Consider the following 23395-nt stretch of genomic DNA (forward strand, 5'->3'; position numbering starts at 1 on the left):
ACCGCATGAACCTGCTTCCTGCTGCAAATTCATGCGGTATTTCTTATTCGTCTATACTATAGTTAGGAGCTTCTTTTGTAATATGGATATCATGAGGATGTGACTCTTTTAAGGAAGCTGCAGAAATCTTGACAAACTGTCCGCTTTCTTTCAGAGTTTCAATGTCCTTTGCACCGCAATATCCCATACCGGAACGAAGACCTCCGATAAGCTGGAATACCGTATCTTCCACATGGCCTTTGTATGCCACACGGCCTTCTACGCCTTCCGGCACCAGTTTCTTTGCGTCCTGCTGGAAGTAACGGTCTTTGCTTCCGTTTTCCATAGCGGAAATAGAACCCATGCCTCTGTAAACTTTGTATTTTCTTCCCTGATACAGTTCAAAATCTCCAGGGCTTTCATCACAGCCTGCAAAGATACTTCCCATCATACATACATTAGCGCCTGCTGCAATGGCTTTTGTCATATCTCCGGAATATTTGATTCCACCGTCTGCAATAATTGGAATTCCATATTCTTTTGCTACTGCGTAGCAGTCCATAACCGCGGTAATCTGCGGCACACCAATACCTGCAACTACACGGGTAGTACAGATAGAACCAGGACCGATTCCTACCTTAACAGCATCTACACCAGCCTCAATCAAGGCTTTTGTTGCTGCACCTGTAGCCACATTACCTGCGATTAACTGTAAATCCGGATATTTTTCTTTGATTTCGCGTACAGCCTTTAAAATATTTGCAGAATGTCCATGTGCAGAATCCACTACAATTACATCCACTCTGGCATTTACCAGCGCATCGACTCTGGCCATAACATTTGCAGTAATACCAACCGCAGCGCCGCACAGCAGTCTTCCCTGCTCATCTTTTGCGGAAAGCGGATATTTAATCTGTTTTTCAATGTCTTTAATAGTAATAAGTCCTTTTAAATTGAAGTTGTCGTCTACAATAGGAAGTTTTTCTTTTCTGGATTTTGCAAGGATTTTCTTGGCTTCTTCCAGGGTTACACCTTCTTTTGCAGTTACCAGATTTTCAGACGTCATACATTCTTTGATTTTTCTGGAGAAATCTTCTTCAAACTTTAAATCACGGTTTGTAATAATACCAACCAGTTTTTTTCCTTCTGTAATAGGAACACCTGAAATGCGGAATTTTGCCATAAGGTCATTGGCGTCTGCCAGTGTATGTTCCGGTGATAAATAGAATGGGTCTGTGATAACACCGTTTTCAGAACGTTTTACCTTATCCACCTCTTCTGCCTGTTCCTCAATTGTCATATTTTTGTGGATAATACCAATACCGCCCTGTCTTGCCATGGCAATTGCCATCCGGTGTTCTGTAACAGTATCCATACCTGCACTCATCATCGGAATATTCAATTTTACTTTTTTTGTCAGCCATGTTGCCAATTCAACCTGATTCGGTATTACCTCTGAATATGCAGGAACTAACAGCACGTCGTCAAAAGTAATGCCTTCACCAATAATCTTACCCATTTCTGTTCTCCCTTCGTTTCATTTATAGTATAGTAATATAACAAATTACGACAAGCCTGTCAATCTAAAAAAACTTTGCGCGGACAGCTTTTCTGAATGTTTTCAAGAAGCTGGGCATCCGGCTCAAGCAGGACTTTATACAGTTCTTTTTCATCTGGAATAAACATTGCAAATACTTTGTGATTGGGATTTCCCGAAGAAAAATCCAGCACCTTTGCTCTGGTATTATGATTCTGGTATTCCAGTCTGTGGGAATTCACCGGTGCCATAATATCCATTTTGCCCAAATCAAAGCTTTGGGCACGTTTTCTTTTAGCCTTGGACATAATCTTATCAATATCCAATTCTCCATTTACAAATACATACTCATATTCCAAATCCAGCTTTGGAAGAATGAAGTATGCCGCGATTCCAAGCGCCAGTGTTAAAATCCATGCAATGGGAATAAGCAACCCCGCTGCAGCCGTAATGGCAATGGCTGCAATCATCAGGATTTTAATGGCCTTGTCTTTTCCAGTCTGCTCTTTTTTAATAAGCAGCTCTGAATACAAGTCTGTCATCTCAAGTTCCTCCTATATTTCCTATGTATTCTGATAAGTAGTGTAGCACAAATAAACCGGGGTTGCAAGAAAGGAAAAGCCGGTGTTCCAACTTTTGAACACCGGCTTTTCCTTTTTTATTTACATCATTCCCATTCCTGGAGCGCCTGCCGGCATAGCCGGAGTTTCTTCCTTAATTGTGGAAACAACAGATTCTGTTGTCAGTAATGTACCTGCAACGCTTGTTGCGTTCTGCAGTGCACTTCTTGTAACTTTTGCAGGGTCCAAAATACCTTTTTTCACCATGTCTACATATTCTTCATGTAAAGCATCAAATCCTGTACCAACTTCGGATTCTCTGACTTTATTGATAATCACAGCGCCTTCCAGACCTGCATTTGCTGCAATGTGGAACAGCGGAGCTTCCAGAGCTTTCAGAACAACTTTAGCGCCTGTCTTTTCATCACCTTCCAGAGTATCTACAACTTTAGCCACTTCTTTGGAAGCATGGATATAAGCAGAACCGCCGCCTGCAATAATACCTTCTTCTACTGCTGCTCTTGTTGCGTTTAAAGCATCCTCCATACGAAGTTTTGCTTCTTTCATCTCTGTCTCTGTTGCAGCGCCTACGCGGATAACAGCAACACCGCCAGCCAGTTTTGCAAGTCTCTCCTGCAGTTTTTCTTTATCAAATTCAGATGTTGTCTCAGCAATCTGGTGTTTAATCTGAGCAACTCTTGCAGCGATTTCTTCTTTATCGCCAAGACCGTCTACGATAACCGTAGTTTCTTTCTGTACTTTCACAGATTTTGCACGGCCTAACTGTTCCATGGTTACGTCTTTTAATTCCAGTCCCAGTTCATCAGAAATCACAGTACCGTTTGTCAAAACTGCAATATCTTTGAGCATTTCTTTTCTTCTGTCCCCGTATCCCGGAGCTTTCACTGCACATACAGAGAAGGTTCCTCTTAATTTGTTTACGATTAAAGTAGTTAACGCTTCACCTTCAATGTCTTCTGCAATAATCAGAAGCTTTGCGCCAGTCTTTACAATCTGTTCCAGAACCGGAAGCAAATCCTGAATGTTTGAGATTTTCTTATCTGTAATCAAAATGTATGGATCATCCAAAACGGTTTCCATTTTGTCCATGTCTGTAGCCATGTATGCAGAAATATAACCGCGGTCAAACTGCATACCTTCTACTAAATCCAGTTCTGTTTTCATTGTTTTGGATTCTTCGATTGTGATAACACCGTCTTTGCTGACTTTTTCCATAGCTTCTGCTACCATTTCGCCAACTTCGTCATCACCTGCAGAAATGGCTGCAACTCTTGCAATCTGGTCTCTGCCTTCAATGTTAGAGCTCATATTCTGGATAGCTTCCACTGCTGCTTCTGTAGCTTTTTTCATACCTTTTCTCAAGATAATCGGGTTTGCGCCTGCAGCCAGGTTTTTCATTCCTTCGTGAACCATAGCCTGAGCCAGAACAGTAGCAGTTGTAGTACCGTCACCAGCTACATCATTGGTCTTTGCAGCAACTTCTTTGATAAGCTGTGCGCCCATGTTTTCAAAGCCGTCTTCCAGTTCGATTTCTTTTGCAATCGTAACACCGTCGTTTGTGATTAATGGTGCGCCGAAAGATTTATCCAGAACTACGTTTCTTCCTTTTGGTCCTAAAGTTACTCTTACAGTATCTGCTAATTTATTTACGCCAGCTTCCAGGGCTGCTCTTGCCTCTGCTCCATATTTAATTTCCTTTGCCATGATGACATTCCTCCTAAATTAATCTTTAAATTTACTGTTGTCTTTTCTTATCTGTTTGCAAAGTTTATTTTACTACAGCCAGAATATCGTTCTGCTTTACAATGATATATTCTTCTCCGTCCAGTTTTACCTCTGTTCCGGCATATTTGGAATAGATAACCTGGTCGCCTGCTGCAACTTCCATTTTCACTTCTTTTCCGTCTACAACTCCGCCAGGACCAACTGCAACAACTTCTGCCTGCTGTGGTTTTTCCTGAGCCTGACCCGGCAGTACAATACCTGATTTGGTTGTCTCTTCTGCAACTAACTGTTTTAATACAACTCTGTCTCCTAATGGTACTAACTTCATATCTATTTCCTCCTTAATCATTCCTGTCTTTTGTTATTAGCACTCATTTCTATCGAGTGCTAACCGATAGTCATATATTAGTTAATTTAAGACATTTTCGCAAGCGGATACATGAACCTATTTCTCCCACTTTACTCTTTATATCTCTTATTTTCATTTATTTTCTCACTATATTTCACTTTTTCTTTTTTGTGCAGATTTTATATTTAGTTTATAAACAAAAAGCTGCCGCCTAAAACAGCCTTCTGCAAATCCCACAGAATTTTTCTCGGCTCTTTTAAGCGTCAGCCCTGTTTACGGTTCTGTTACTGCTTTTTTTACCAGCTTCCGTTTCTTGATTTCTTCCAGTTCGTCGAAAATCACTTCATTTAATACCTTGATATAAGTCCCCTTCATACCGGAGGAACGTGATTCAATGACTCCGGCGCTTTCAAATTTCCGCAGTGCATTCACAATAACGGAACGGGTAATCCCCACTCTGTCTGCAATTTTGCTGGCTACCAGGATTCCCTCATCGCCATCCAGTTCGTCAAAAATATGAATAATCGCTTCCAGTTCTGAAAAAGACAAGGTATTAAAAGCTGATTTTACCACCTGAATTTTCCGGTTCTCCTCTGCATTTTCCTCATGCACAGAACGCATCATCTCCAGCCCCACAACCGTTGTTCCATATTCACTGACAATAATGTCTTCAATATCATATGGTTTCTGGCTGCGGTACATGAACAGTGTTCCCAGACGCTCTCCCGCAATATCAATGGGACTGATAATGGCCATATACTGTCCAATCTGCTGGCCTTCAAATCCCAGTGTCTGCAGATTTACATTTTCTTTTGTAGACAGCACTCCCAGCAGTCTTTCATTTAAAAGTTTATCAATATAGCCCCCTACCTCACTGTCTATCAATTCCGTAATACGCTCTATGCCGGGGCAGGTTCCCACACCCAGGACTTTTCCCTTCCTGCTCATGACCAGAATGTTGGAATCTAATGTCTCTACCATAACCTCACAGATATCATTGAAAAGTACCTTTGATGCGTGGTTGTTGTGAAGAAGTTTATTGATTTTTCTAGTCTTGTCTAATAATTGTACGCTCATGGCGAACCTCCTCTCCTTTTTACCTCATAGTGTCTGTTCCGGTGGCAAAATCATAAATTACCGTTACGAATCCTCTTCTTCTAACCATTTTAACATACAATATTCTTTAAAGCAATGTGTAGTTTTGCTATTTTCAGTCTTTTCTATAGTTTTTCTAATAATTCCTATTACTGAAACAATGAAGCTTAACCAATGGCAGAAAAACAGCCTGACGTGGATTCAGACGCCAGGCTGTCTCATTCTTTTTATTTATTTGGCGCTTCTGCGGTTTCTTTTGGTTTCATCATTACATAACCGCAGTGCTCGTCCGCACATACCAGTTTACTGCCTTTTTCCAGCATATAGCCTCCACAGGACGGACACTTCTCTTTTGACGGCTTCTGCCAGGACATGAACTCACATTCCGGATTGTTTTCACATCCGTAATACAGACGTCCTTTTTTGCTTCGCTTCACCACGACCTCTTTGCCGCAGAGCGGACAGGCTACCCCTATTTTCTCCAGATACGGTTTGGTATTCTTACAGTCCGGGAAACCGGGACATGCCAGGAATTTTCCATGGGGGCCGTATTTAATAACCATATTCCGTCCGCACTGTTCACAAACAACATCTGTAACCTCGTCCTCAATCTTCACCTGCTCCAGTTCTTTCTGCGCTGTCTTTACGGCTTCATCTAAGTCCGGATAGAAGTTTCGGATTACGGTTTTCCACTCTACCTTGCCTTCTCCCACACAGTCCAGAAGTTCCTCCATAGTGGCTGTAAAGTTTACGTCTACAATACTTGGGAAAGCCTCTTTCATAATCTTATTGACTACTTCTCCCAATTCTGTCATGTACAGATTCTTATTTTCCTTTGCTACATACCGTCTGGCTATGATAGTGGTAATGGTTGGCGCATAGGTACTCGGCCTTCCGATACCCAGTTCTTCCAGCGTTTTTACAAGGGCGGCCTCTGTGTAATGAGCCGGCGGCTGGGTAAAATGTTGCTGTTCCTTAAATCCCTTTAGACCGATTTTTGTATTTTCATCTATACTTTTCACTAACAGCTGGGTTTCTGCTTTGCCATCCTCGTCCTGGGTATAGACAGCCATAAAACCGTCAAATTTCAGCTTTGACGCAGCCACTGTAAAATAATATTCCCCTCCCTGGATTTTCACAGAAGTTGTCTCATAAGCAGCCTGCTGCATTCTGCTGGCTGCAAACCGTTTCCAGATAAGCTGATACAGTCTGTACTGGTCTCTGGACAGCGATTCTTTTACAGACAGCGGAAGTCTTCGGATATCTGTTGGACGAATGGCTTCATGAGCGTCCTGAATTTTCTTTTTGCTGTCATTTTTCTTTTCTGCAGTAGCCGCATAAGCTTCTCCGTACTCAGAGATAATGTACTCTCTTGCTGTTGCGTCTGCTTCCTCGGAAATACGGGTGGAATCTGTACGCAGGTAGGTGATAATACCAATGGTGCCGCTGCCCTTAATGTCCACGCCTTCGTATAGCTGCTGTGCCAGGCGCATGGTTTTCTGTGTGGAGAAGTTCAGAACCTTGGACGCCTCCTGCTGCAGGGTACTGGTGGTAAACGGAAGGGGAGCTTTTTTGCTTCTCTCGCCCTTTTTGACCTCTGCTACCTTGTAATCCACGCCATCCAGTTCTTTTAAAATCTTGTCCAGTTCTTCTCTGGAATGAATGCCCAGCTTCTTATTTTTGTTTCCATAGAATTTTGCAACGAGCGGCTTTTTCTCTCCATCCACAGAAAATTCTGCATCAAGAGACCAGTATTCTTCCGGAATGAAATTGTTGATTTCTTCTTCCCTGTCTCCGATAATCCGCAGCGCCACAGACTGTACGCGGCCTGCGCTGAGACCTCTCTTTACTTTTGCCCACAATACCGGACTGATTTCATATCCCACCATGCGGTCCAGGATACGTCTGGTCTGCTGAGCGTCTACCAAATCCATTTTAATGTCTCTGGCCTGTTTAATGGATGCTTTTACCGCTGTTTTGGTAATCTCATTAAAGGTAATTCTGCGCATTTTTTTCTCATCCAGCTTCAGTGCGTTGGACAAGTGCCAGGAAATTGCTTCTCCTTCCCGGTCGGGGTCCGTTGCCAGATAAACTTTATCCGCTTTTTTTGCCGCTTTTCTCAGCGCTGCCAGAATATCTCCTTTTCCCCGGATTGTAATGTATTTTGGTTCAAAGTCATGCTCTACGTCAATTCCAAGCTGGCTTTTCGGCAAATCCCGCACATGACCGTTCGATGCCATTACCTCATAATTAGAGCCCAGAAATTTTTTAATTGTCTTTACTTTTGCCGGTGATTCTACAATCACTAGATATTTCGCCATGTCATCCTCCTGCTCTGGCATAATAATTTTTTACCGGCTCCTCAATAAGCCCATCTAATTCCAATTTCAGTAAACTCTCTGTAATTTCACTTGTTTTCAGAGGAATTTCCTGAAAGATTTCTTCTATATTTTTAGGTTGTAAATCGAGACAACTATACACCATTTCTTCTCTGCTTGCAAGCCCAATCTTTTTTTTCTCCCTGAAATCCCCATTCTTCTCTCCCTGTTTCTGGCCATAAATCTGCAATTCACTTAAAACTGCTTCCACAGAATCCGCCACTCCGGCCCCGTCTGCCAGAAGCCGGTTGCAGCCCTCGCTGAGTGCATCCCCCACCCGTCCCGGCAGGGCAAAAACGGCTTTTCCCTGTTCCAGTCCGCAGTTCGCTGTAATCAGAGAACCGCTTTTCTTTCTGGCCTCCACCACCAGTATCAAATCCGCCAGAGCGCTGATTATCCTGTTTCTCCTTGGAAAATTTCCGGCATAGGGTGGTGTTCCTTGGGGAAACTCGGACAAAATGCCTCCGCCGCCACTCACTATCCGCTGATACAAGTCTTGATTCTGCCTGGGATAACAGATATCCACCCCACAGCCCAAAACGGCAAAGGTTGCGCCGCCTGCGTCCAAAGCGCCTCTGTGGGCACAGCCGTCAATCCCTCTGGCCAGGCCGCTGATTATCTGTACTCCGTATCCGGCCAGGGCTTTGGCAAACTCATAGGCCTGATAAGCCCCGTAGCGGCTGCAGGTTCTGGCTCCTACAATGGCCACACTTTTTTTCCCGACATCCGGCAACTGTCCTTTCACGTACAAAACGCCCGGCATCTTATCATAATCCCGGAGTTTTGCCGGAAATTCCTTTTCCAATGCAGTATAACAACAAATCTTTTCTTTTCGTTCCATATAAAAATCCCTTTCTCCTATTTCCGGTATTTGTCATCTAAGGTCCGGTAAAACACAGCCTCACTGATATGAGGCTCCCTGATAAGCTCCTCTTTGTCCAAATCCGCTATGGTTCTGGCTGTCTTTAAAATCTTATGATACCCTCTTACGCTTAAATTCATTTTTTCATAGGCTTTTTTCAGCAGCCTTTCTCCCTCCCTGTCCATCTGGCAGTACTTCTCAGTTTCCCTTCCGCCAAGAGAACCATTGAAACAGATTTTCTCCTCCCCGTAACGTGCTTTCTGAATCTCATGAACCCGCTGCACCTCTCTGCGGATTTCCAGCGAAGTTTTTCCTCTTTCTCTCCTCCAGAGCTGCTGGGAGGGAACGTCCTTTACCTCCGTACACAAATCAAACCTATCCAAAAGGGGGCTGCTGATTCGCCCCAGGTATCTGGCAACTTCTCCCTCCGTACAGGAACACCGGTTTCGGTCCGGGTAGTAACCACACGGGCAAGGGTTCATGGCAGCAACCAATAAAAAATGAGACGGAAATTCATACGTTCCATTCAAACGGGAAATACAAATTTTATGCGCTTCCAAAGGCTGTCGCAGAACCTCCAGAGCCATCCGGGAAAATTCCGGCAGTTCATCTAAAAAAAGGACGCCCTTATGTGCCAGAGTAATTTCTCCCGGCCGCGGAATTCTCCCTCCTCCTGCCAGCGCTGTGGGGGAAATGGTGTGATGCGGCGCGCGGAAAGGACGTTTTTTCAAAACAGGTTTTGTACTGGATAAAAGTCCGGCCGCACTGTATATTCCGGAAACTTCCATGCCTTCTTCCCTGGAAAGCCCCGGAAAAATTCCGGGAATCCGGCTGGCTATCATAGTTTTCCCTGCACCTCTGCTGCCTATCAGCAGCAGATTATGAAACCCGGCTGCCGCAATCACTGCCGCCCGCTTGGCTGCCTCCTGACCGAAAATATCAGAAAGATCCTCTTCCGGTTTTTCTTCCTGATACTCCCATTTCTTAGGCGGATTTTTCACAGCGCCCCAATCCGGGCGTCCGGCACACTCCAACAGTTCCCGGAGACTCCCTACTCCCAGAATGGGAATGTTGTCAAGAAACTCTGTCTCCTTTAAATTTTCCCGGGGAATAATGCAAAGACGGCACCCTGCCTTTGCTGCAGTATCCACAATGGGCAAAATCCCCTGTACCCCTTTTACCTCTCCATTCAGACTCAATTCCCCCACCATGCAGACGTCCCTTACCTGTTCCGCTTCCAGGCTGCCAAAAGCGCATAAAAGAGCCGCTGCAATGGGCAAATCAAATCCTGTCCCCTCCTTTCGGATATCCGCCGGAGACAGATTTACGGTAATCCGCCTGGCCGGAAAAGAAAACCCCGTATTTTTCAGTGCTGTCCTGACACGTTCCTGTGCCTCCTTCACCCTGGAAGACAAATACCCTACCATGGAAAACAGCGGCAGTCCATTGCTGACATCTGCTTCTACCTTCACTGGAATACAGGATACCCCTGAAATAACTGCTGAAATTATACTGCTGAACATAAGCAATACCTCCCAAACTGCAACGGCTGTCTGCAGACAGAAACACTTTGCACTATGAAACAATTCCCTATCTTCACAGCCGTTTCTTTTTTCTTTTTTATTTTTGGAAATTATCGGCGGAACCGCCTTGAAATTTAGATTTTGATGAAGTTCATTTTAACACATTTTCCGGTATTTTACAATGGAAAAGCACTAATTTCTTTCTCTTTACATAAACTATAATTAAATTCCTCTGAGGTATGCCTGTGTGAAAACTTTTCTAAAGCCCCTGACACCGGAAGAAGAACGCCATTATCTTCAGGAATACAAACAGGGCAGCCTGGAAGCCAAAAACATCCTAATTGAACGAAATCTGCGTCTGGTTGCGCATATTGTAAAGAAATATCAGGGAGCTTCAGAAGAACTGGACGACTTGATTTCTATCGGTACCATTGGTCTGATTAAAGCTGTCCAGACCTTTGACAGTGCCAAAGCAAGCAAACTTTCCACCTATGCAGCCAGATGTATTGACAACGAATTGTTAATGCTTCTGCGCTCCAGAAAAAAGTCTAACCGGGAAGTCTCCCTCTATGAACCCATTGGTACAGATAAAGAGGGCAATGAAATCAGTCTGTTAGACGTGATTGAAACGGAACCCGTAGATGTGGTAAAAAATTATGCGCTGAAACAGGACACCACCCTTCTCTATCGTCTGCTTCCTGAAATTCTAAGCCAGCGGGAGCAGGAAATTCTGAAACTGCGGTATGGTCTGTACGGGGAGAAAGAACTGACTCAGCGGGAAATAGCAAAGCGGCTGAATATCAGCCGCTCCTATGTGTCCCGTATTGAAAAAAACGCACTTCTGAAATTACGCAGTTTCTTCCCGTCTTCTTAAAATATCATAGACAGATACTTCAGCCTCTAAATCCACATACAAAACCTGCTGTGGATGAGGTGCACTTTCCATTGGCTGTCCGTCCTCGTCAAAAATTCCTTTGACAAGGGCTTTCACATTTCTTCCGTCAGGTTTCATCACTTCTATCGTTTCGCCCAGCAGGAACTTATTCCTCTGGGTGATACGGTAACGGCCGTCCTCTCTGCGCCCTTCAATATAACCAAGATACGTATAGCCTTTTTCGTACGTATTGTTGTCGTAAATCTGCGTGGTTTCATCTGGCTTTCCATAGAAAAATCCAGTGGTAAACTGCCGGTAAGTACAGCTTTTAATCTGTTCCTGATACCAGGGCATATGTTCCCGGTAAAGTGCCGGGTCTTTCAGATAATCATCAATGGCCTTTCTGTAGGTTCTGGCTACTGTTGCCACATAGAGGGCCGTTTTCATTCTTCCCTCGATTTTCAGGCTGTCAATCCCTGCTTCCAGCACATCATCCATATGCTCAATCATACACAAATCTTTGGAATTAAAAATATAGGTTCCCCGCTCATTTTCATAAACGGGCATATATTCTCCCGGCCGTGTCTCTTCTACAAGAGAGTACTTCCAACGGCAGGGATGTGTACAGGCTCCCCGGTTTGCGTCCCGTCCGGTAAAGAAATTGGAAAGCAGACATCTGCCGGAATAGGAAATGCACATAGCCCCGTGAATGAAGCTTTCGATTTCCATTTCTTCCGGTATGTGCGCGCGGATTTCCCGAATCTCCGCCAGAGACAGTTCTCTGGCAGTAACCACCCTAGTGGCTCCCAGATTCCACCAGAACTGATACGTTCCGTAGTTGGTATTATTGGCCTGGGTACTTACATGACGCTCAATTTCCGGGCAGACTTCTTTTGCAATCATAAACACTCCGGGGTCTGAAATAATCAAAGCATCCGGCCTGATTGTCTTTAACTCTTCAAAATATTCCCGCACACCCTTTAAATCATCGTTATGAGCCAGAATATTGGCTGTTACATATACTTTTACTCCATGCTCATGAGCAAACGCAATTCCTTCTTTCATGTCCTCCATGGAAAAATTCTTTGCCTTTGCCCGCAGTCCGAAAGCTTCTCCGCCGATATATACCGCATCTGCGCCAAACATAACTGCAATTTTCAGCACTTCCAGGCTGCTGGCCGGAATTAATAATTCTGGTTTACGAACCATTTTATTCCTCCTGCTGTTTCTTAATGCTCAGAGTTACCCCATCTCCCAGGGGAAGAATCGATGTTTCCAGCAACTCATGATGTTTCAAAACATAGAGATATTCTCTCATTCTCTTGTAAATTGTCCGGTTGCGCCGCTCTACCGCAAAATGGGATTCTACAATATCTCCATCCTGCAGTACATTGTCGGAAAGAAGAATTCCTCCATCTTCTAACAGGCGCAGCACCTCCGGCAAAAAGTTGATATACTGTCCCTTGGCTGCATCCATAAAGATAAAATCAAAACTTCCGGTAAGCGTCTTCAAAATCTCCTGAGCATCCCCCTCAAGAAGTGTAATCTGTTCCTCCTTACCGGCTTTTCGGAAATTCTCTTTTGCAATGGGAATCCGCTTTTCATAATTCTCTATGGTGACAATTTCGCAGTCCGCCGGATTATATGTGCTCATAAGAAGGGTGGAAAACCCCACTGCGGTCCCCACCTCTAAAATACGTTTCGGTGCTTTTATCTGCAGAAGCACCTTCAAAAAACTCTGCATTTCTCTTCGGATAATGGGCACACGATTTTTCAGTGCCTCCTGTTCCAGATGATTTAAGAAAGGAGTATTCCCCTTATCCAGGGAATTCATGTAGGTAACCATTCTCTCATCTACAATCACTGCTCTGCTCCTCCCTCATCAGAGGCATTTTCCGATTCGCTTTCGATATCAGAGCTGCCTTCCTTCGCCGCCCCGCTTGCGTCTGTCTGGTCCGGCTGTCCCTCTGTGTTTTCTCTGGCCAGAATGGCCATCATCTCATCCGGGGTCATACTGGTGTTGAGGATATATGTGCCTGCCTGCAGCTTGCCCTTATAACTGGAAAGTTTTTCCTGTACCACAAAAATCTTTGCGTCTTTAATCAATCCCTTTTTTTTCAGGATTTTTCCAATCTGGTATACCGAATCATCTTTTTTCAGAACCACGGTAATATCCCGCCCGTTCTCTTTGGTTGCCACTGCTTCCTGATTAAAAATCTCGTATCCGAAATCATAAGCAGACTTGCCTATATAAATAACCGCAATAGCCACACACAGATAGACACCCAAACGGAAAAAACCGCCTGCTATAATGGATGATTTTTTCTGTTTTCTGATTTGTTTTCCCATACTGTTCTCCTTACTCTATGACAAATCAGGCACGTCCAGATGAATGCCCTGATGAATAGCGGTTCCGATATCCTGCAGCTGTCTGCACAAGGCCAGTTCTGCATCCAGAAAACGGTTTACTTCCGGTATCCCGGACAATGCATCCATTTTTTCGTCCAGGTCATCCATCTCCTCGTACAGCTTTGTTTCTTCGCTTGCATTCTGCACCCGGTAATTCAGGCGGCGAATTTCATCTACCTGCTCCTTTAATCCCGGAATCTTGAAAACCGCATCCAGTGCAGCACAATACTCCTTGTATGTGCTGCCATTTCGGATTGCGGAAACCAGCATTTCTGTACAGGTTTCAACAAAACTCATGTCTAAGCCTCCATGATGATTGGCAGAATCATCGGATTTCTCTTTGTGCGCTTCCACAAGAAATCTCCCAGAGAATCCTTAATAATGTTCTTGATTTTTCCCCAATCTGTAATGTGTTTATCCAGGCAGATGTCAATGGCATCCTCCACTACAATCCTTGCCTCATCCATTAAGTCTTCCGACTCTCTTACATAGACGAAGCCTCTGGAAACAATATCCGGTCCTGCCAGCAGTCTGCTGCTGTGTTTTTCCAGTGTCAGTACCACAATCATAATGCCGTCTTCTGCCAGGTGCTGGCGGTCTCTTAAAACGATATTTCCCACATCGCCTACACCCAGTCCGTCTACTAAAATAGCGCCTGTGCGAACCTTTTCTTTCACCTTTGCCGGTTCTTCTTCATTGAGTTCCAGCACATCCCCGGAAGAAAGAATAAAAATATTTTCTTTCGGAATACCCAGGTCTCTGGCAAGCCCGGCCTGCGCCTTCAAATGGCGGTATTCACCATGAACCGGTATGGAATATTTGGGTTTCACCAGGGAATAAATCAGTTTGATTTCTTCCTGGCATGCATGTCCGGATACATGGGCATCCTGGAAAATCACGTCTGCACCTTTGCGGCTTAACTCGTTAATCACCTTTGACACAGCCTTCTCATTTCCCGGAATGGGATTAGAGCTGAAAATAATGGTGTCGTTGGGCTTAATGGTTACTTTTTTATGAATGTTTGCCGCCATACGGGACAGGGCTGCCATGGATTCCCCCTGACTTCCTGTGGTAATCAGCACCACCTTGTCGTCCGGATAATTTTTAATCTGGTCAATGTCCACCAGCGTCTTATCCGGTATCTGCAGATAGCCCAGTTCTGCTGCTGTACCGATGACATTTACCATGCTTCGGCCTTCCACAGCCACCTTTCTGCCGTATTTATAGGCAGAATTGATAATCTGCTGTACTCTGTCCACATTAGAAGCAAACGTCGCAATGATAATACGGGTATTTCTATGTTCTGCAAAAATATTGTCGAAGGTCTTTCCCACGGTTCTTTCCGACATGGTAAAGCCTTTTCTCTCTGCATTGGTACTGTCACACATCAGCGCCAGCACACCTTTTTTCCCTATCTCTGCAAAACGCTGTAAATCAATGGCATCACCAAACACAGGTGTATAGTCCACTTTAAAGTCTCCTGTGTGAATCACGATTCCCGCCGGTGAGTAAATAGCCAGGGCTGACGCGTCCTGAATACTGTGGTTGGTCTTTATAAATTCAATACGGAAGCAGCCCAGGTTAATAGACTGTCCGTGTTTAATTACTTTTCTCTTTGTGCTTCTTAAAAGATTGTGTTCTTTTAATTTATTGTCAATCAGTCCTATGGTGAGTTTAGTCGCATAAATCGGTACATTTACTTCCCTCAGCACATATGGCAGAGCCCCGATATGATCCTCGTGTCCATGGGTAATGACAAAACCTTTGACTTTGTCAATATTGTCCTTTAAATAAGTTACATCCGGGATTACCAAATCAATCCCCAGCATATCGTCCTCCGGGAAAGAAAGACCGCAATCCACTACGACAATACTGTCTTCGTATTCAAAGGCTGTGATGTTCATTCCAATCTGTTCCAGTCCGCCCAATGGAATGATTCTCAATTTTCCGTTATTATTTTTTTTCAATGTTATTCCTCCAATTATTGTCCGTTCCTATTCAAAATCAATGTCATCTAACATAGCAGCAAAGACCTTATAAACTGCTTCATATTCCGTATCGTCTTCTACGAATACATAGCAGCCTTCTTCGTCGCCATCCTCAGAAATGTCTTTTAAAATGTACGCCGCACTTCCGTTTTCTTCGTCGTTTTCTTCAGGGTCAATAACCAGCAGGTAATTCACGCCCCCTACTCTTGTCTGCTCCAGAATCCCAAATTCCAGTTCTGTTCCATCTTCTCCGTCAAAAATTACTGTTTCCATTTTTTTCGTCCTTTCTCTTTTTATTTTTTAGGCATACACAGAACCCGGAAACACGTTCGTTTCTGCCCGAACCTGCCGCTTATGGTTCAGGCTTGCAATCAAACGGTATCCGGGTTTGCTTTTGCATCTAAATAGCCCTGCAGAATAAATACAGCCGCTATCATATCTACATATTTACCTCTGTTTTCTCTTCGCACACCGGTTTCCATCAGCGTACGGTTGGCTTCCACTGTCGTAAGCCTTTCATCCCACATAACAACGGGCAGTCCCAATCTTCGTTCCAACGTTTCTTTTAGCTGCAGTGATTTTTCCGCCCGTTCTCCGATAGTATTGTTCATATTCTTTGGAAATCCCAGAACAATTTCTTCCACTTCGTATTCTTTCACCAGTTCTTCCACTCTGCGCAGAGATTTCCGCAGCTTGTTTTCCTCTTCTCTTCTGATGATTTCCACGCCCTGGGCTGTCAGTCCCAAGGGGTCACTGACTGCCACCCCTATGGTCTTTGAGCCATAATCCAGTCCCATAATCCTCATAGCTTAACCGCGCTTCCAGGATTCGTTTTTAATGTATTCCTTCAGAAGTTCTTCTACCAGCTCGTCCCGTTCTACTTTCATAATTGTACTTCTGGCACCCTTGTAGCTGGTAATGTAAGTCGGGTCTCCTGACATGATATAGCCCACAATCTGGTTCACCGGATTGTATCCCTTTTCCGCCATCGCATTGTAAACCAAATCCAGGACTTCCTTCACGCGCACTTCCGGAGCTGTTTTTACATTAAAATATTGTGTATTTTCTAAATTTGCCATACGATTCACGCCCTTATCTCTCATTCTACTACTGCAACTATGATACTATTTTAATATATCTTGTTTGGAAATTCAACTATTATATTGTGCAAATAAAAATCCCATCTTCGACAGAATCCACAACTTTCCCCGTACGAATACAGTTTTCCAGGTTTTTTTCTGTCTTTACAGCAGCTCTCAGATATTCTTTTGTATGCCCTGTCCAGTAAGTTTCTCCCTTGATTTCCATGGTTTCTTCAAAGAGAATTTCCACTTCCTGTCCCACAAAATGACTCATATATTTTTCCATATGTTCTTTTCCAAGCTGAATCAGCACATGGCTTCTCTCTGTCTTTACCTGCTCCAGCACCTGGTTTTCCATACCGTCTGCCCGTGTCCCCTGTCTCCTGGAATATTTAAAAATATGGGTTTCATAAAAGTCCGCCTGCTCAATCATAGCTTTGGATTCAGCAAATTCCTCTTCTGTCTCTCCCGGAAATCCTACAATGACATCCGTAGTCAGCGCAGGATTTTCAAAATGCTTCCGCAGGATTTCGCAGCCCTTTAAATATTCCTCTGCTGTGTAACGACGGTTCATGCGTTTCAAGGTCTCATTGCAGCCGCTTTGTAGAGACAGATGAAAATGAGGGCAAATTTTAGGCATACTGCCCAGTGCTGCTGCAAATTCTTCGGTTACAATTCTGGGTTCTAAGGAACCCAGACGGATTCTTTTCACTCCCGGCACTGCATGTACGGCCTGAATCAGAGACAGCAGCGTTTCCCCACAGTCCACGCCGTAAGAACTCAGATGAATACCGGTCAGTACAAACTCCTGATAGCCGTTTTTTGTCAGACGTTCCACCTCTGTCAGTACGTCTTCCTTTTTCCGGCTGCGTACCCTTCCTCTCACATAAGGAATGATACAGTAACTGCAGAACTGGTTGCAGCCGTCCTGCACTTTCAGATATGCTCTGGTGTGCTCTCCTGCTCTGGACAACTGCAAGTCCTCATACTCTACAGGAGTCTCCAGATTCACCACTTCCCGTTCCTGTCCCTGGTTCTTTTTATAATTTTCCAGTATAAAGAGCAAATCCTGCTTCCGGTTATTTCCCAGCACAATGTCAATGGCATCATCGATTTTATCCATATCTTTCTGTGCCTGCACATAACACCCCGCCGCAATGACAATGGCATCGGGATTCATCTTTCTGGCTTTGTGCAGCATCTGTCTTGACTTTCTGTCAGCAATATTGGTAACCGTACAGGTATTGATAATATAAACGTCTGCTCCCGGCTCAAAGGGAACAATTTCATATCCTGCTGTTTCCAGCATCTGCTGCATAGCCTCCAGTTCATAAGCGTTGACCTTGCAGCCCAGATTATGCAATGCGACTCTTTTTTTCATAATTCCACCTTTCCTGTTTTTTAGACCTAGCGTTTTGACGAATTGTTTTCATTTTCTTTGTATTTTATTTCTCCCTTTTTTATATTGACTTTTCCTGCCAATAACGGTAACATTATCCTTGTAAAATGCAATTAAAAAATCTGATGTAAGGGAGGATTTTATTCCAATGAAAACAGTTAAAATTTCACTCAATTCCATTGACAAGGTTAAATCCTTTGTAAATGAAATCACAAAATTTGATTATGATTTTGATTTAGTATCCGGCAGATATGTCATCGACGCTAAATCCATCATGGGTATTTTTTCTTTAGATTTATCTAAGGCTATCGATTTAAACATTCATGCAACAGACGCTGCTTTAGATGAAATCCTGGAAGTATTAAAACCATACTTAATCTAATTTAAGTGCGTATTCATATTTTTTAAAAGACTGCTACTTTTGCAGCAGTCTTTTTTCTTATTCGCAGATAATGGTTTCTGCAGTTTCCACAGCCTCTTTCATCATCTCGTCGATTTTTTCCTGTAACTTTTCTTCAGAACGTTTAATTACCTGAAGATTCGGCTTTGTCACCGGATGTTTCGCCACAAAGATGGTACAGCAGTCTTCGTAAGGCAAAATAGAAGTCTCATAAGTATTGATTTTCAGCGCTACGTCTACGATTTCCTGCTTGTCAAATCCGATAACCGGACGGAATACCGGCATGGTACACACTTCATTTGTTGCTGCCAGGCTGTGAATCGTCTGACTGGCCACCTGCCCAATACTTTCCCCTGTAATCAGCCCCAGACAACCGTCTTTCTTTGCAAACTCTTCGGCAATTTTCATCATGTAGCGGCGCATGATAATGGTCAGTTCCTCATGAGGACATTTATCGTAAATATACAGCTGTATGTCTGTAAAATTCACCACATGCAGGCGGATAGGACCGCTGTATCTGGCTACCAGTTTTGCTAAATCCACAACTTTCTGTTTGGCCCTCTCACTGGTGTACGGCGGCGCATGGAAGTATACCGCGTCGATTTTCACACCTCTTTTAGCAATCATATAGCCTGCCACAGGACTGTCAATACCGCCGGAAAGCAGCAGCATAGCGCTTCCGTTAGTTCCCAGAGGCATACCGCCCGGTCCCGGAATGTTTTCAGAATAGAGATAGATTTTGCTTCGGATTTCCACATTGACAAACACGTCCGGTTTGTGTACATCCACTTTCATATTCGGGCAGGCGTCTAAAATTATGCCGCCAAGAGCGCTGCTGACTTCCATGGACTGCATGGGGTAGGTTTTCTTATTTCTTCTGGTATTTACCTTAAAGGTCAGTTCTTGATCTCCGTACAGTTTTTTCACATAAGCAGCGACTTCTTCGGACAATTTCTCAAAGCCTTCGTCTTCCAGTACAACAGCAGGACAAATGCTGAAAATACCAAATACCCTTTTTAAAGCTTCTATGGTTTCTTCATAGTCAAATGCACTTTCCGCATAGACGAAAATACGTCCCATTTCTTTTACAATACGGAATTTGCCTTCTACGTCTTTCAACTGATACTTTATCTGCTCTACCAGAGCGTCCTCAAAAATATAACGGTTTTTGCCCTTAATGGCAATCTCTGCATATTTAATCAAAAATGCTTTATACATAATCTTTTTCCTCTCTGTTATCTTCTGGCATATCTGCGCAGCATGGGAAGCACTTCTCTTAATACTTCCAGGGTATAAGCCAGTTCTTCTCTTGTGGTAAACTCACACAGACTGAAGCGAATGGCGGATTCCTTTCTCTCTGGCGACAGGCGCAAAGCCCCTAAAGAGGCACTTCCTGCCCGCTTGTGACTGGAGCAGGCGCTTCCCGCAGAAACATAAATCTGCCGGTCTTCCAGGGTATGGAGAAGCACCTCGCTCCGCACACCTAAAAAGCTGACATTTAAAATATGGGGCGCTCCCTTCTCCGGTTCCGGTCCGTTAATTTCTACTTGTTCCATTTTCTCCAGCTCTGCCGCAAGATATGTTTTCAGTTCTCTCATACGGGCGGTATCTGCTTCCAGATTCTCATAGATTTTCTTTGCCGCCACGCCAAGCCCTGCGATTCCCGGCACATTGTCGGTTCCGGAACGCATGCCTTTTTGCTGACCTCCGCCTAAAAGCAAAGGCTGGATTTTCGCCTTTTCATTTATATATAAAAAGCCGGCCCCCTTTGGCCCGTGAATCTTGTGTCCGCTGACAGCCAGCAAATCAATCCCCATTTTTTTCGGGTAAATTCTGTATTTTCCATATCCCTGCACTGCGTCTACATGATAAAGTGTTTTGGGATTTTTCTCATGAATGATTCTGCCGATTTCTTCCGCCGGTACTACGGCTCCCATTTCGTTGTTCACATACATGGTGGAAACCAGAATGGTGTCTTCCCGAATAGTCTCTGCCAGACGCTCAAGAAGCAGGTTTCCCTTCTCATCTACGGGAATCTCCGTAATCTCATAGCCCTGCTTTTCCAGCCAGGCCAAAGGCGCAGAAACCGCCGCATGTTCAAAGGGAGTGGTAATGATATGTTTTCCCTGCCTGCTGTTTGCCAAAGCGGTTCCTATGACTGCCCAGTTATCGGATTCCGTTCCTCCGGAAGTAAAGAAAATTTCTTTTTCCTGCACTTTTAATGTTTTTGCAATTTCTTTTGCAGCCTGTTTTACATAATTCTCTGCCTCCACACCTTTTAAGTGCATAGCAGAAGGATTTCCATAATCCTCCAGCATGGTCTTTACCACAATGTCTTTTACTTCTTCATAACATCTGGTGGTTGCCGAATTATCCAGATATGCTTCCATTTCTATTCCTCCAGTGCAAACATCAATACAGACAGCACTGCAAGTCCTGCTGTCTCTGTTCTTAAAATTCTTTTTCCCAGAGTGATAGCGCTGGCCTTTGCTTCCCGCACCGCCAGTTCCACCTCTGCTTCTTCAAATCCGCCTTCCGGACCGATAAAAATTCCCACGGACTGTCCTCTTTGGATGTTTTCTACAATCTCCTTGGTCCGGGCCATTCCCTTTGCAAGCTCATAAGGCAGAAGCACCACATCCAGCTTTTTTGCATATTCCACAGCCTCCGGAAAGGTTTTCACCTCGGAAATCCGGGGAACATACATTCTTTTAGACTGCTTGGCAGCGCTTTCTGAAATTGCCTGCCATCTGGCAATCTTCTTCTCTTCTTTCTTTTTGTCCAGTTTTACCACTGCTCTTCTGGAAGCCACGGGAATCACTTCACAAACACCCAGTTCCACTGCCTTCTGTATGATAAACTCCATTTTATCACTTTTAGGAAGCCCCTGAAAGAGATAGAGTTTGGAGGACAGCTCGTATCCCGCCTCCTGAGCATACATAATATGTGCCAGAATTTCTTCTTCCTGCATATCTTCAATATAGCAGGTATATTCCGTATTTTCTCCGCTGCTGATGAATATTTCATCTCCCGGCTTCATGCGAAGCACATTTTTGATATGATTGACATCAGAGCCCTGAATACGAATTTCCTTTTCTCCCACCTGCCGGGGTTCCACAAAAAAACGATACATAGATTTCTCCTAGTTCTTTCTGGCTGTCACAGACACCCACTCTCCCTGATAGGTCACTTCCAGCACTTCCAGTCCTGCAGCTTTCACCGCATTTACCACGGTTTCCTCTTTGTTGTCAATAATACCGGAAGTGATGTAGATACCGCCTTTTTTCATCTGATGGATAATTACCGGAGTCAGAGGCACTAATACATCGGCCAGGATATTGGCCACTACGATATCGTATTTTTCATATCCCACGGTATCCTGTACTTCCTTATCATCAATAATGTTTCCAATCATCATATCAAAAGCAGCCTCCGGAATGTCATTGGCTTCTTTGTTTTCTTCTACAGCCGGTACTGCGCAGGTATCCAAATCTGTACCAACCGCATGCTTCGCCCCCATTTTCAGGGCTGCAATGGAAAGAATACCGCTTCCGGTTCCCACATCAAGAAGTTCTGTATCCTTTGTCACATACTTCTTTAACTGGCGGATACAAAGCTGTGTTGTTTCATGCATACCTGTACCAAAAGCCGTTCCCGGGTCAATATGAATAATCATTCTGCCTTCATCCTCTTTCTTCACCTTTTCCCAGGAGGGAATAATCAGAATGTCATCTACATAAAACTGTTTAAAATACTGTTTCCAGTTGTTAATCCAGTCAATGTCTTCTGTCTCGTCGATTTCTATGGAACCTTCCCCGATATCCATGAAAGTTCTCAGGCTGTCCAGTTCTTCCTCCACGGCTTTTAAAATGTCCTCCTGAGCTGTCACTTCTCCATTCATCAAAAGTTCGCCGTCTTCTGTCTCTTCCACAAAGAAGCTCAGGTAAGCAATGCCGTCATCTTCCTGCATATCCGGAAGAATGTCCACAAACATCTGCTCTTTTTCCAGTGTGGTCAAAGGAACATGGTCTTCTATCTGAGCCCCTTCCAGTCCAATGTCATAAAGGGAACTGATAATCATATCCTCAGCCTCTGTTTTTGTTTTTATTCTGAATTTTTTCCACTTCATCGTTTCCTCTCCTCTATATAAACTATTTATATGTATCAAACAAACAAAAACGTAATTGTAATTGTTACCACAGAAAGCAGGGTTGTCACAATAATACCTTCTGCAATTATCCGGGAATCCTTTCCGTATTGATTGCACAGCATGGCTGAAAGATTGCCTACCGGAAGGGCTGCCATAAGCACAATGGTGGCCCGCATGACAAAATCCGGAAGCAGCGGCTTTAACAGCAGAGCCAGCAGTATGGGAAAGACTGCAAACCGCAAAAGGGTAAACAACATCAGCCTGGTATTTTTCAGTACGCTTTTCACCTTCATATCTGCCATGGAAATGCCGATAACCAGCATGGAAAGCAGGGTGCAGGCATTGCCGTAATAACCGGCTGCAGTTTCTACAGCCTCCGGAAGCTGTATGTCAAACCAATAGATGCAAAAAGCCGCCATACAAGCTATAAGTCCCGGACTTAACATATCCCGAAAAGAAGTTTTTACACCAGATGTTCCCTTTTTCAGCAGCATAACGCCAAAAGTATAAATATACACATTAAACAAAAAATTGAACACAATCACATATACCATGGATTCTGGCCCAATAATTGCCAACGCTACCGGAATTCCGATAAATCCCAGATTGCCGAATACGGTCATGAGTATATAGGATACCCTTTCCTGCGCAGAAACTTTGAGTATTTTTACAAACAGCAGTCCCAAAACACTTAAAAACAGAAAAAAACAGATACCTATCATTCCCACAAATAACACACTGTCTCTGGATACAGACGATAAGTCTTCAAACATGCTGACAATAATCAATCCCGGAGAACAGATATTGACAACCAGCGCAGACAAATCTTTGGAGGCATGTTCGGATATTATCTGCTTCCTGTACAGGACAAAACCTGTTAAAATCAAAAGAAATATCAGCGCCATTTGCTGCAGCACTACTACTCCACTCATAAATTCTCATTTTCTCCCTCTGTTTCTGTATGTTTCCCATACAGAAAACACATGATATTTATTATAGAGGAAAAAAATCCGAATTGCAATATGGAAAGCCATAGAAAAAGACTGCTGCCCGACAGGTTTTTC

The 23395-nt window shown here is 43.9% G+C and carries 24 protein-coding genes; 2 read left to right on the forward strand and 22 right to left on the reverse strand.

Going from position 1 to position 23395, the window contains the following annotated elements; all coding sequences use genetic code 11:
- Positions 1-43 precede the first annotated feature (43 nt).
- The 8 genes from guaB to G5A70_RS05520 all read right to left on the reverse strand — a co-directional run bounded on the left by guaB (position 44) and on the right by G5A70_RS05520 (position 10029).
- Positions 44-1498 carry an IMP dehydrogenase gene (gene guaB, locus G5A70_RS05485; protein ID WP_173748671.1) on the reverse strand — a complete coding sequence of 485 codons (1455 nt, stop codon included), beginning with the start codon at positions 1496-1498 and terminating at the stop codon, positions 44-46.
- 59 nt (positions 1499-1557) lie between these two features.
- Complete coding sequence (locus G5A70_RS05490) at positions 1558-2058, reverse strand: DUF6106 family protein (RefSeq protein WP_173748672.1); 501 nt, start codon at positions 2056-2058, stop codon at positions 1558-1560.
- A 120-nt stretch (positions 2059-2178) separates the two neighbouring features.
- Positions 2179-3801, reverse strand: coding sequence for a chaperonin GroEL (gene groL / locus G5A70_RS05495; protein WP_173748673.1), 1623 nt, complete (start codon positions 3799-3801; stop codon positions 2179-2181).
- 64 nt (positions 3802-3865) lie between these two features.
- Positions 3866-4150, reverse strand: coding sequence for a co-chaperone GroES (gene groES / locus G5A70_RS05500; protein ID WP_111920259.1), 285 nt, complete (start codon positions 4148-4150; stop codon positions 3866-3868).
- A 294-nt stretch (positions 4151-4444) separates the two neighbouring features.
- Positions 4445-5248 (reverse strand): GTP-sensing pleiotropic transcriptional regulator CodY, encoded by an 804-nt coding sequence (codY, locus tag G5A70_RS05505; RefSeq protein WP_173748674.1) that lies wholly within the window; start codon positions 5246-5248, stop codon positions 4445-4447.
- A 245-nt stretch (positions 5249-5493) separates the two neighbouring features.
- Positions 5494-7587 (reverse strand): type I DNA topoisomerase, encoded by a 2094-nt coding sequence (gene topA / locus G5A70_RS05510; protein WP_173748675.1) that lies wholly within the window; start codon positions 7585-7587, stop codon positions 5494-5496.
- 1 nt (position 7588) lies between these two features.
- Positions 7589-8485, reverse strand: a complete 897-nt coding sequence (gene dprA / locus G5A70_RS05515) for a DNA-processing protein DprA (protein ID WP_173748676.1) — start codon at positions 8483-8485, stop codon at positions 7589-7591.
- A gap of 17 nt (positions 8486-8502) precedes the next feature.
- Complete coding sequence (locus tag G5A70_RS05520; RefSeq protein WP_173748677.1) at positions 8503-10029, reverse strand: YifB family Mg chelatase-like AAA ATPase; 1527 nt, start codon at positions 10027-10029, stop codon at positions 8503-8505.
- A gap of 247 nt (positions 10030-10276) precedes the next feature.
- On the opposite strand from G5A70_RS05520, the gene sigK reads away from it, so the two are divergent.
- A complete protein-coding gene (gene sigK, locus G5A70_RS05525) occupies positions 10277-10903 on the forward strand; it encodes an RNA polymerase sporulation sigma factor SigK (RefSeq protein WP_173748678.1) in 627 nt (208 codons plus the stop codon).
- Here sigK and G5A70_RS05530 read toward each other — a convergent pair.
- From G5A70_RS05530 to mtaB, 9 genes are all read right to left on the reverse strand, one after another.
- A complete protein-coding gene (locus tag G5A70_RS05530; RefSeq protein WP_173748679.1) occupies positions 10877-12112 on the reverse strand; it encodes a peptidase U32 family protein in 1236 nt (411 codons plus the stop codon). The genes sigK and G5A70_RS05530 overlap by 27 nt on opposite strands.
- A 1-nt stretch (position 12113) precedes the next feature.
- Positions 12114-12767: an O-methyltransferase gene (locus G5A70_RS05535; RefSeq protein WP_173748680.1), complete on the reverse strand. Its 654-nt coding sequence runs from the start codon at positions 12765-12767 to the stop codon at positions 12114-12116.
- On the reverse strand, positions 12764-13252 hold the full coding sequence (locus tag G5A70_RS05540; protein WP_173748681.1) for an endolytic transglycosylase MltG: 489 nt from the start codon (positions 13250-13252) through the stop codon (positions 12764-12766). Before G5A70_RS05540 ends, G5A70_RS05535 begins: the two co-directional genes overlap by 4 nt.
- 15 nt (positions 13253-13267) lie before the next feature.
- Entirely contained in the window at positions 13268-13609 is a 342-nt protein-coding gene (locus tag G5A70_RS05545) for a YlbF family regulator (protein WP_173748682.1), read from the reverse strand.
- A gap of 2 nt (positions 13610-13611) precedes the next feature.
- The gene (locus tag G5A70_RS05550) at positions 13612-15279 is read right to left on the reverse strand and encodes a ribonuclease J (protein ID WP_173748683.1); all 1668 of its coding nucleotides are present in this window, start codon (positions 15277-15279) and stop codon (positions 13612-13614) included.
- Positions 15280-15306: 27 nt separating this feature from the next.
- Complete coding sequence (locus G5A70_RS05555; RefSeq protein ID WP_173748684.1) at positions 15307-15573, reverse strand: DUF1292 domain-containing protein; 267 nt, start codon at positions 15571-15573, stop codon at positions 15307-15309.
- A gap of 98 nt (positions 15574-15671) precedes the next feature.
- Positions 15672-16106, reverse strand: a complete 435-nt coding sequence (gene ruvX, locus G5A70_RS05560) for a Holliday junction resolvase RuvX (protein WP_173748685.1) — start codon at positions 16104-16106, stop codon at positions 15672-15674.
- 3 nt (positions 16107-16109) lie between these two features.
- Positions 16110-16379, reverse strand: a complete 270-nt coding sequence (locus G5A70_RS05565) for an IreB family regulatory phosphoprotein (protein WP_173748686.1) — start codon at positions 16377-16379, stop codon at positions 16110-16112.
- Between the two features lie 79 nt (positions 16380-16458).
- The gene (mtaB, locus tag G5A70_RS05570) at positions 16459-17763 is read right to left on the reverse strand and encodes a tRNA (N(6)-L-threonylcarbamoyladenosine(37)-C(2))-methylthiotransferase MtaB (protein WP_173748687.1); all 1305 of its coding nucleotides are present in this window, start codon (positions 17761-17763) and stop codon (positions 16459-16461) included.
- Positions 17764-17929: 166 nt separating this feature from the next.
- Between mtaB and G5A70_RS05575 the strand changes: the two genes are divergently transcribed.
- Positions 17930-18163 (forward strand): HPr family phosphocarrier protein, encoded by a 234-nt coding sequence (locus G5A70_RS05575; RefSeq protein WP_111920272.1) that lies wholly within the window; start codon positions 17930-17932, stop codon positions 18161-18163.
- Between the two features lie 57 nt (positions 18164-18220).
- Here the strand turns inward: G5A70_RS05575 and thiI are convergent, their stop codons facing one another.
- The 5 genes from thiI to G5A70_RS05600 are packed head-to-tail and all read right to left on the reverse strand — an operon-like array spanning position 18221 to position 23263.
- Positions 18221-19399 (reverse strand): tRNA uracil 4-sulfurtransferase ThiI, encoded by a 1179-nt coding sequence (thiI, locus tag G5A70_RS05580; protein ID WP_173748688.1) that lies wholly within the window; start codon positions 19397-19399, stop codon positions 18221-18223.
- Positions 19400-19416: 17 nt separating this feature from the next.
- Positions 19417-20571: a cysteine desulfurase family protein gene (locus G5A70_RS05585; protein ID WP_173748689.1), complete on the reverse strand. Its 1155-nt coding sequence runs from the start codon at positions 20569-20571 to the stop codon at positions 19417-19419.
- 2 nt (positions 20572-20573) lie between these two features.
- Positions 20574-21314, reverse strand: a complete 741-nt coding sequence (locus G5A70_RS05590) for a 16S rRNA (uracil(1498)-N(3))-methyltransferase (protein ID WP_173748690.1) — start codon at positions 21312-21314, stop codon at positions 20574-20576.
- Positions 21315-21323: 9 nt separating this feature from the next.
- Positions 21324-22310, reverse strand: a complete 987-nt coding sequence (gene prmA, locus G5A70_RS05595) for a 50S ribosomal protein L11 methyltransferase (RefSeq protein WP_173748691.1) — start codon at positions 22308-22310, stop codon at positions 21324-21326.
- A 35-nt stretch (positions 22311-22345) separates the two neighbouring features.
- Entirely contained in the window at positions 22346-23263 is a 918-nt protein-coding gene (locus G5A70_RS05600) for an AEC family transporter (RefSeq protein ID WP_173748692.1), read from the reverse strand.
- Between the last annotated feature and the right edge of the window lie 132 nt (positions 23264-23395).

Source organism: Blautia hansenii (genome assembly GCF_013304445.1).
GTDB lineage: Bacteria > Bacillota > Clostridia > Lachnospirales > Lachnospiraceae > Blautia.

Excerpts from the sequence above, each read along its gene's own strand:
- guaB (WP_173748671.1), bottom strand. The coding sequence starts at position 1,498 with ATGGGTAAGATTATTGGTGAAGGCATTACTTTTGACGACGTGCTGTTA.
- G5A70_RS05490 (WP_173748672.1), bottom strand. The coding sequence starts at position 2,058 with ATGACAGACTTGTATTCAGAGCTGCTTATTAAAAAAGAGCAGACTGGA.
- groL (WP_173748673.1), bottom strand. The coding sequence starts at position 3,801 with ATGGCAAAGGAAATTAAATATGGAGCAGAGGCAAGAGCAGCCCTGGAA.
- groES (WP_111920259.1), bottom strand. The coding sequence starts at position 4,150 with ATGAAGTTAGTACCATTAGGAGACAGAGTTGTATTAAAACAGTTAGTT.
- codY (WP_173748674.1), bottom strand. The coding sequence starts at position 5,248 with ATGAGCGTACAATTATTAGACAAGACTAGAAAAATCAATAAACTTCTT.
- topA (WP_173748675.1), bottom strand. The coding sequence starts at position 7,587 with ATGGCGAAATATCTAGTGATTGTAGAATCACCGGCAAAAGTAAAGACA.
- dprA (WP_173748676.1), bottom strand. The coding sequence starts at position 8,485 with ATGGAACGAAAAGAAAAGATTTGTTGTTATACTGCATTGGAAAAGGAA.
- G5A70_RS05520 (WP_173748677.1), bottom strand. The coding sequence starts at position 10,029 with ATGTTCAGCAGTATAATTTCAGCAGTTATTTCAGGGGTATCCTGTATT.
- G5A70_RS05530 (WP_173748679.1), bottom strand. The coding sequence starts at position 12,112 with ATGGTTCGTAAACCAGAATTATTAATTCCGGCCAGCAGCCTGGAAGTG.
- G5A70_RS05540 (WP_173748681.1), bottom strand. The coding sequence starts at position 13,252 with ATGGGAAAACAAATCAGAAAACAGAAAAAATCATCCATTATAGCAGGC.
- G5A70_RS05545 (WP_173748682.1), bottom strand. The coding sequence starts at position 13,609 with ATGAGTTTTGTTGAAACCTGTACAGAAATGCTGGTTTCCGCAATCCGA.
- G5A70_RS05555 (WP_173748684.1), bottom strand. The coding sequence starts at position 15,573 with ATGGAAACAGTAATTTTTGACGGAGAAGATGGAACAGAACTGGAATTT.
- ruvX (WP_173748685.1), bottom strand. The coding sequence starts at position 16,106 with ATGAGGATTATGGGACTGGATTATGGCTCAAAGACCATAGGGGTGGCA.
- G5A70_RS05565 (WP_173748686.1), bottom strand. The coding sequence starts at position 16,379 with ATGGCAAATTTAGAAAATACACAATATTTTAATGTAAAAACAGCTCCG.
- mtaB (WP_173748687.1), bottom strand. The coding sequence starts at position 17,763 with ATGAAAAAAAGAGTCGCATTGCATAATCTGGGCTGCAAGGTCAACGCT.
- G5A70_RS05575 (WP_111920272.1), top strand. The coding sequence starts at position 17,930 with ATGAAAACAGTTAAAATTTCACTCAATTCCATTGACAAGGTTAAATCC.
- thiI (WP_173748688.1), bottom strand. The coding sequence starts at position 19,399 with ATGTATAAAGCATTTTTGATTAAATATGCAGAGATTGCCATTAAGGGC.
- G5A70_RS05585 (WP_173748689.1), bottom strand. The coding sequence starts at position 20,571 with ATGGAAGCATATCTGGATAATTCGGCAACCACCAGATGTTATGAAGAA.
- G5A70_RS05590 (WP_173748690.1), bottom strand. The coding sequence starts at position 21,314 with ATGTATCGTTTTTTTGTGGAACCCCGGCAGGTGGGAGAAAAGGAAATT.
- prmA (WP_173748691.1), bottom strand. The coding sequence starts at position 22,310 with ATGAAGTGGAAAAAATTCAGAATAAAAACAAAAACAGAGGCTGAGGAT.
- G5A70_RS05600 (WP_173748692.1), bottom strand. The coding sequence starts at position 23,263 with ATGAGTGGAGTAGTAGTGCTGCAGCAAATGGCGCTGATATTTCTTTTG.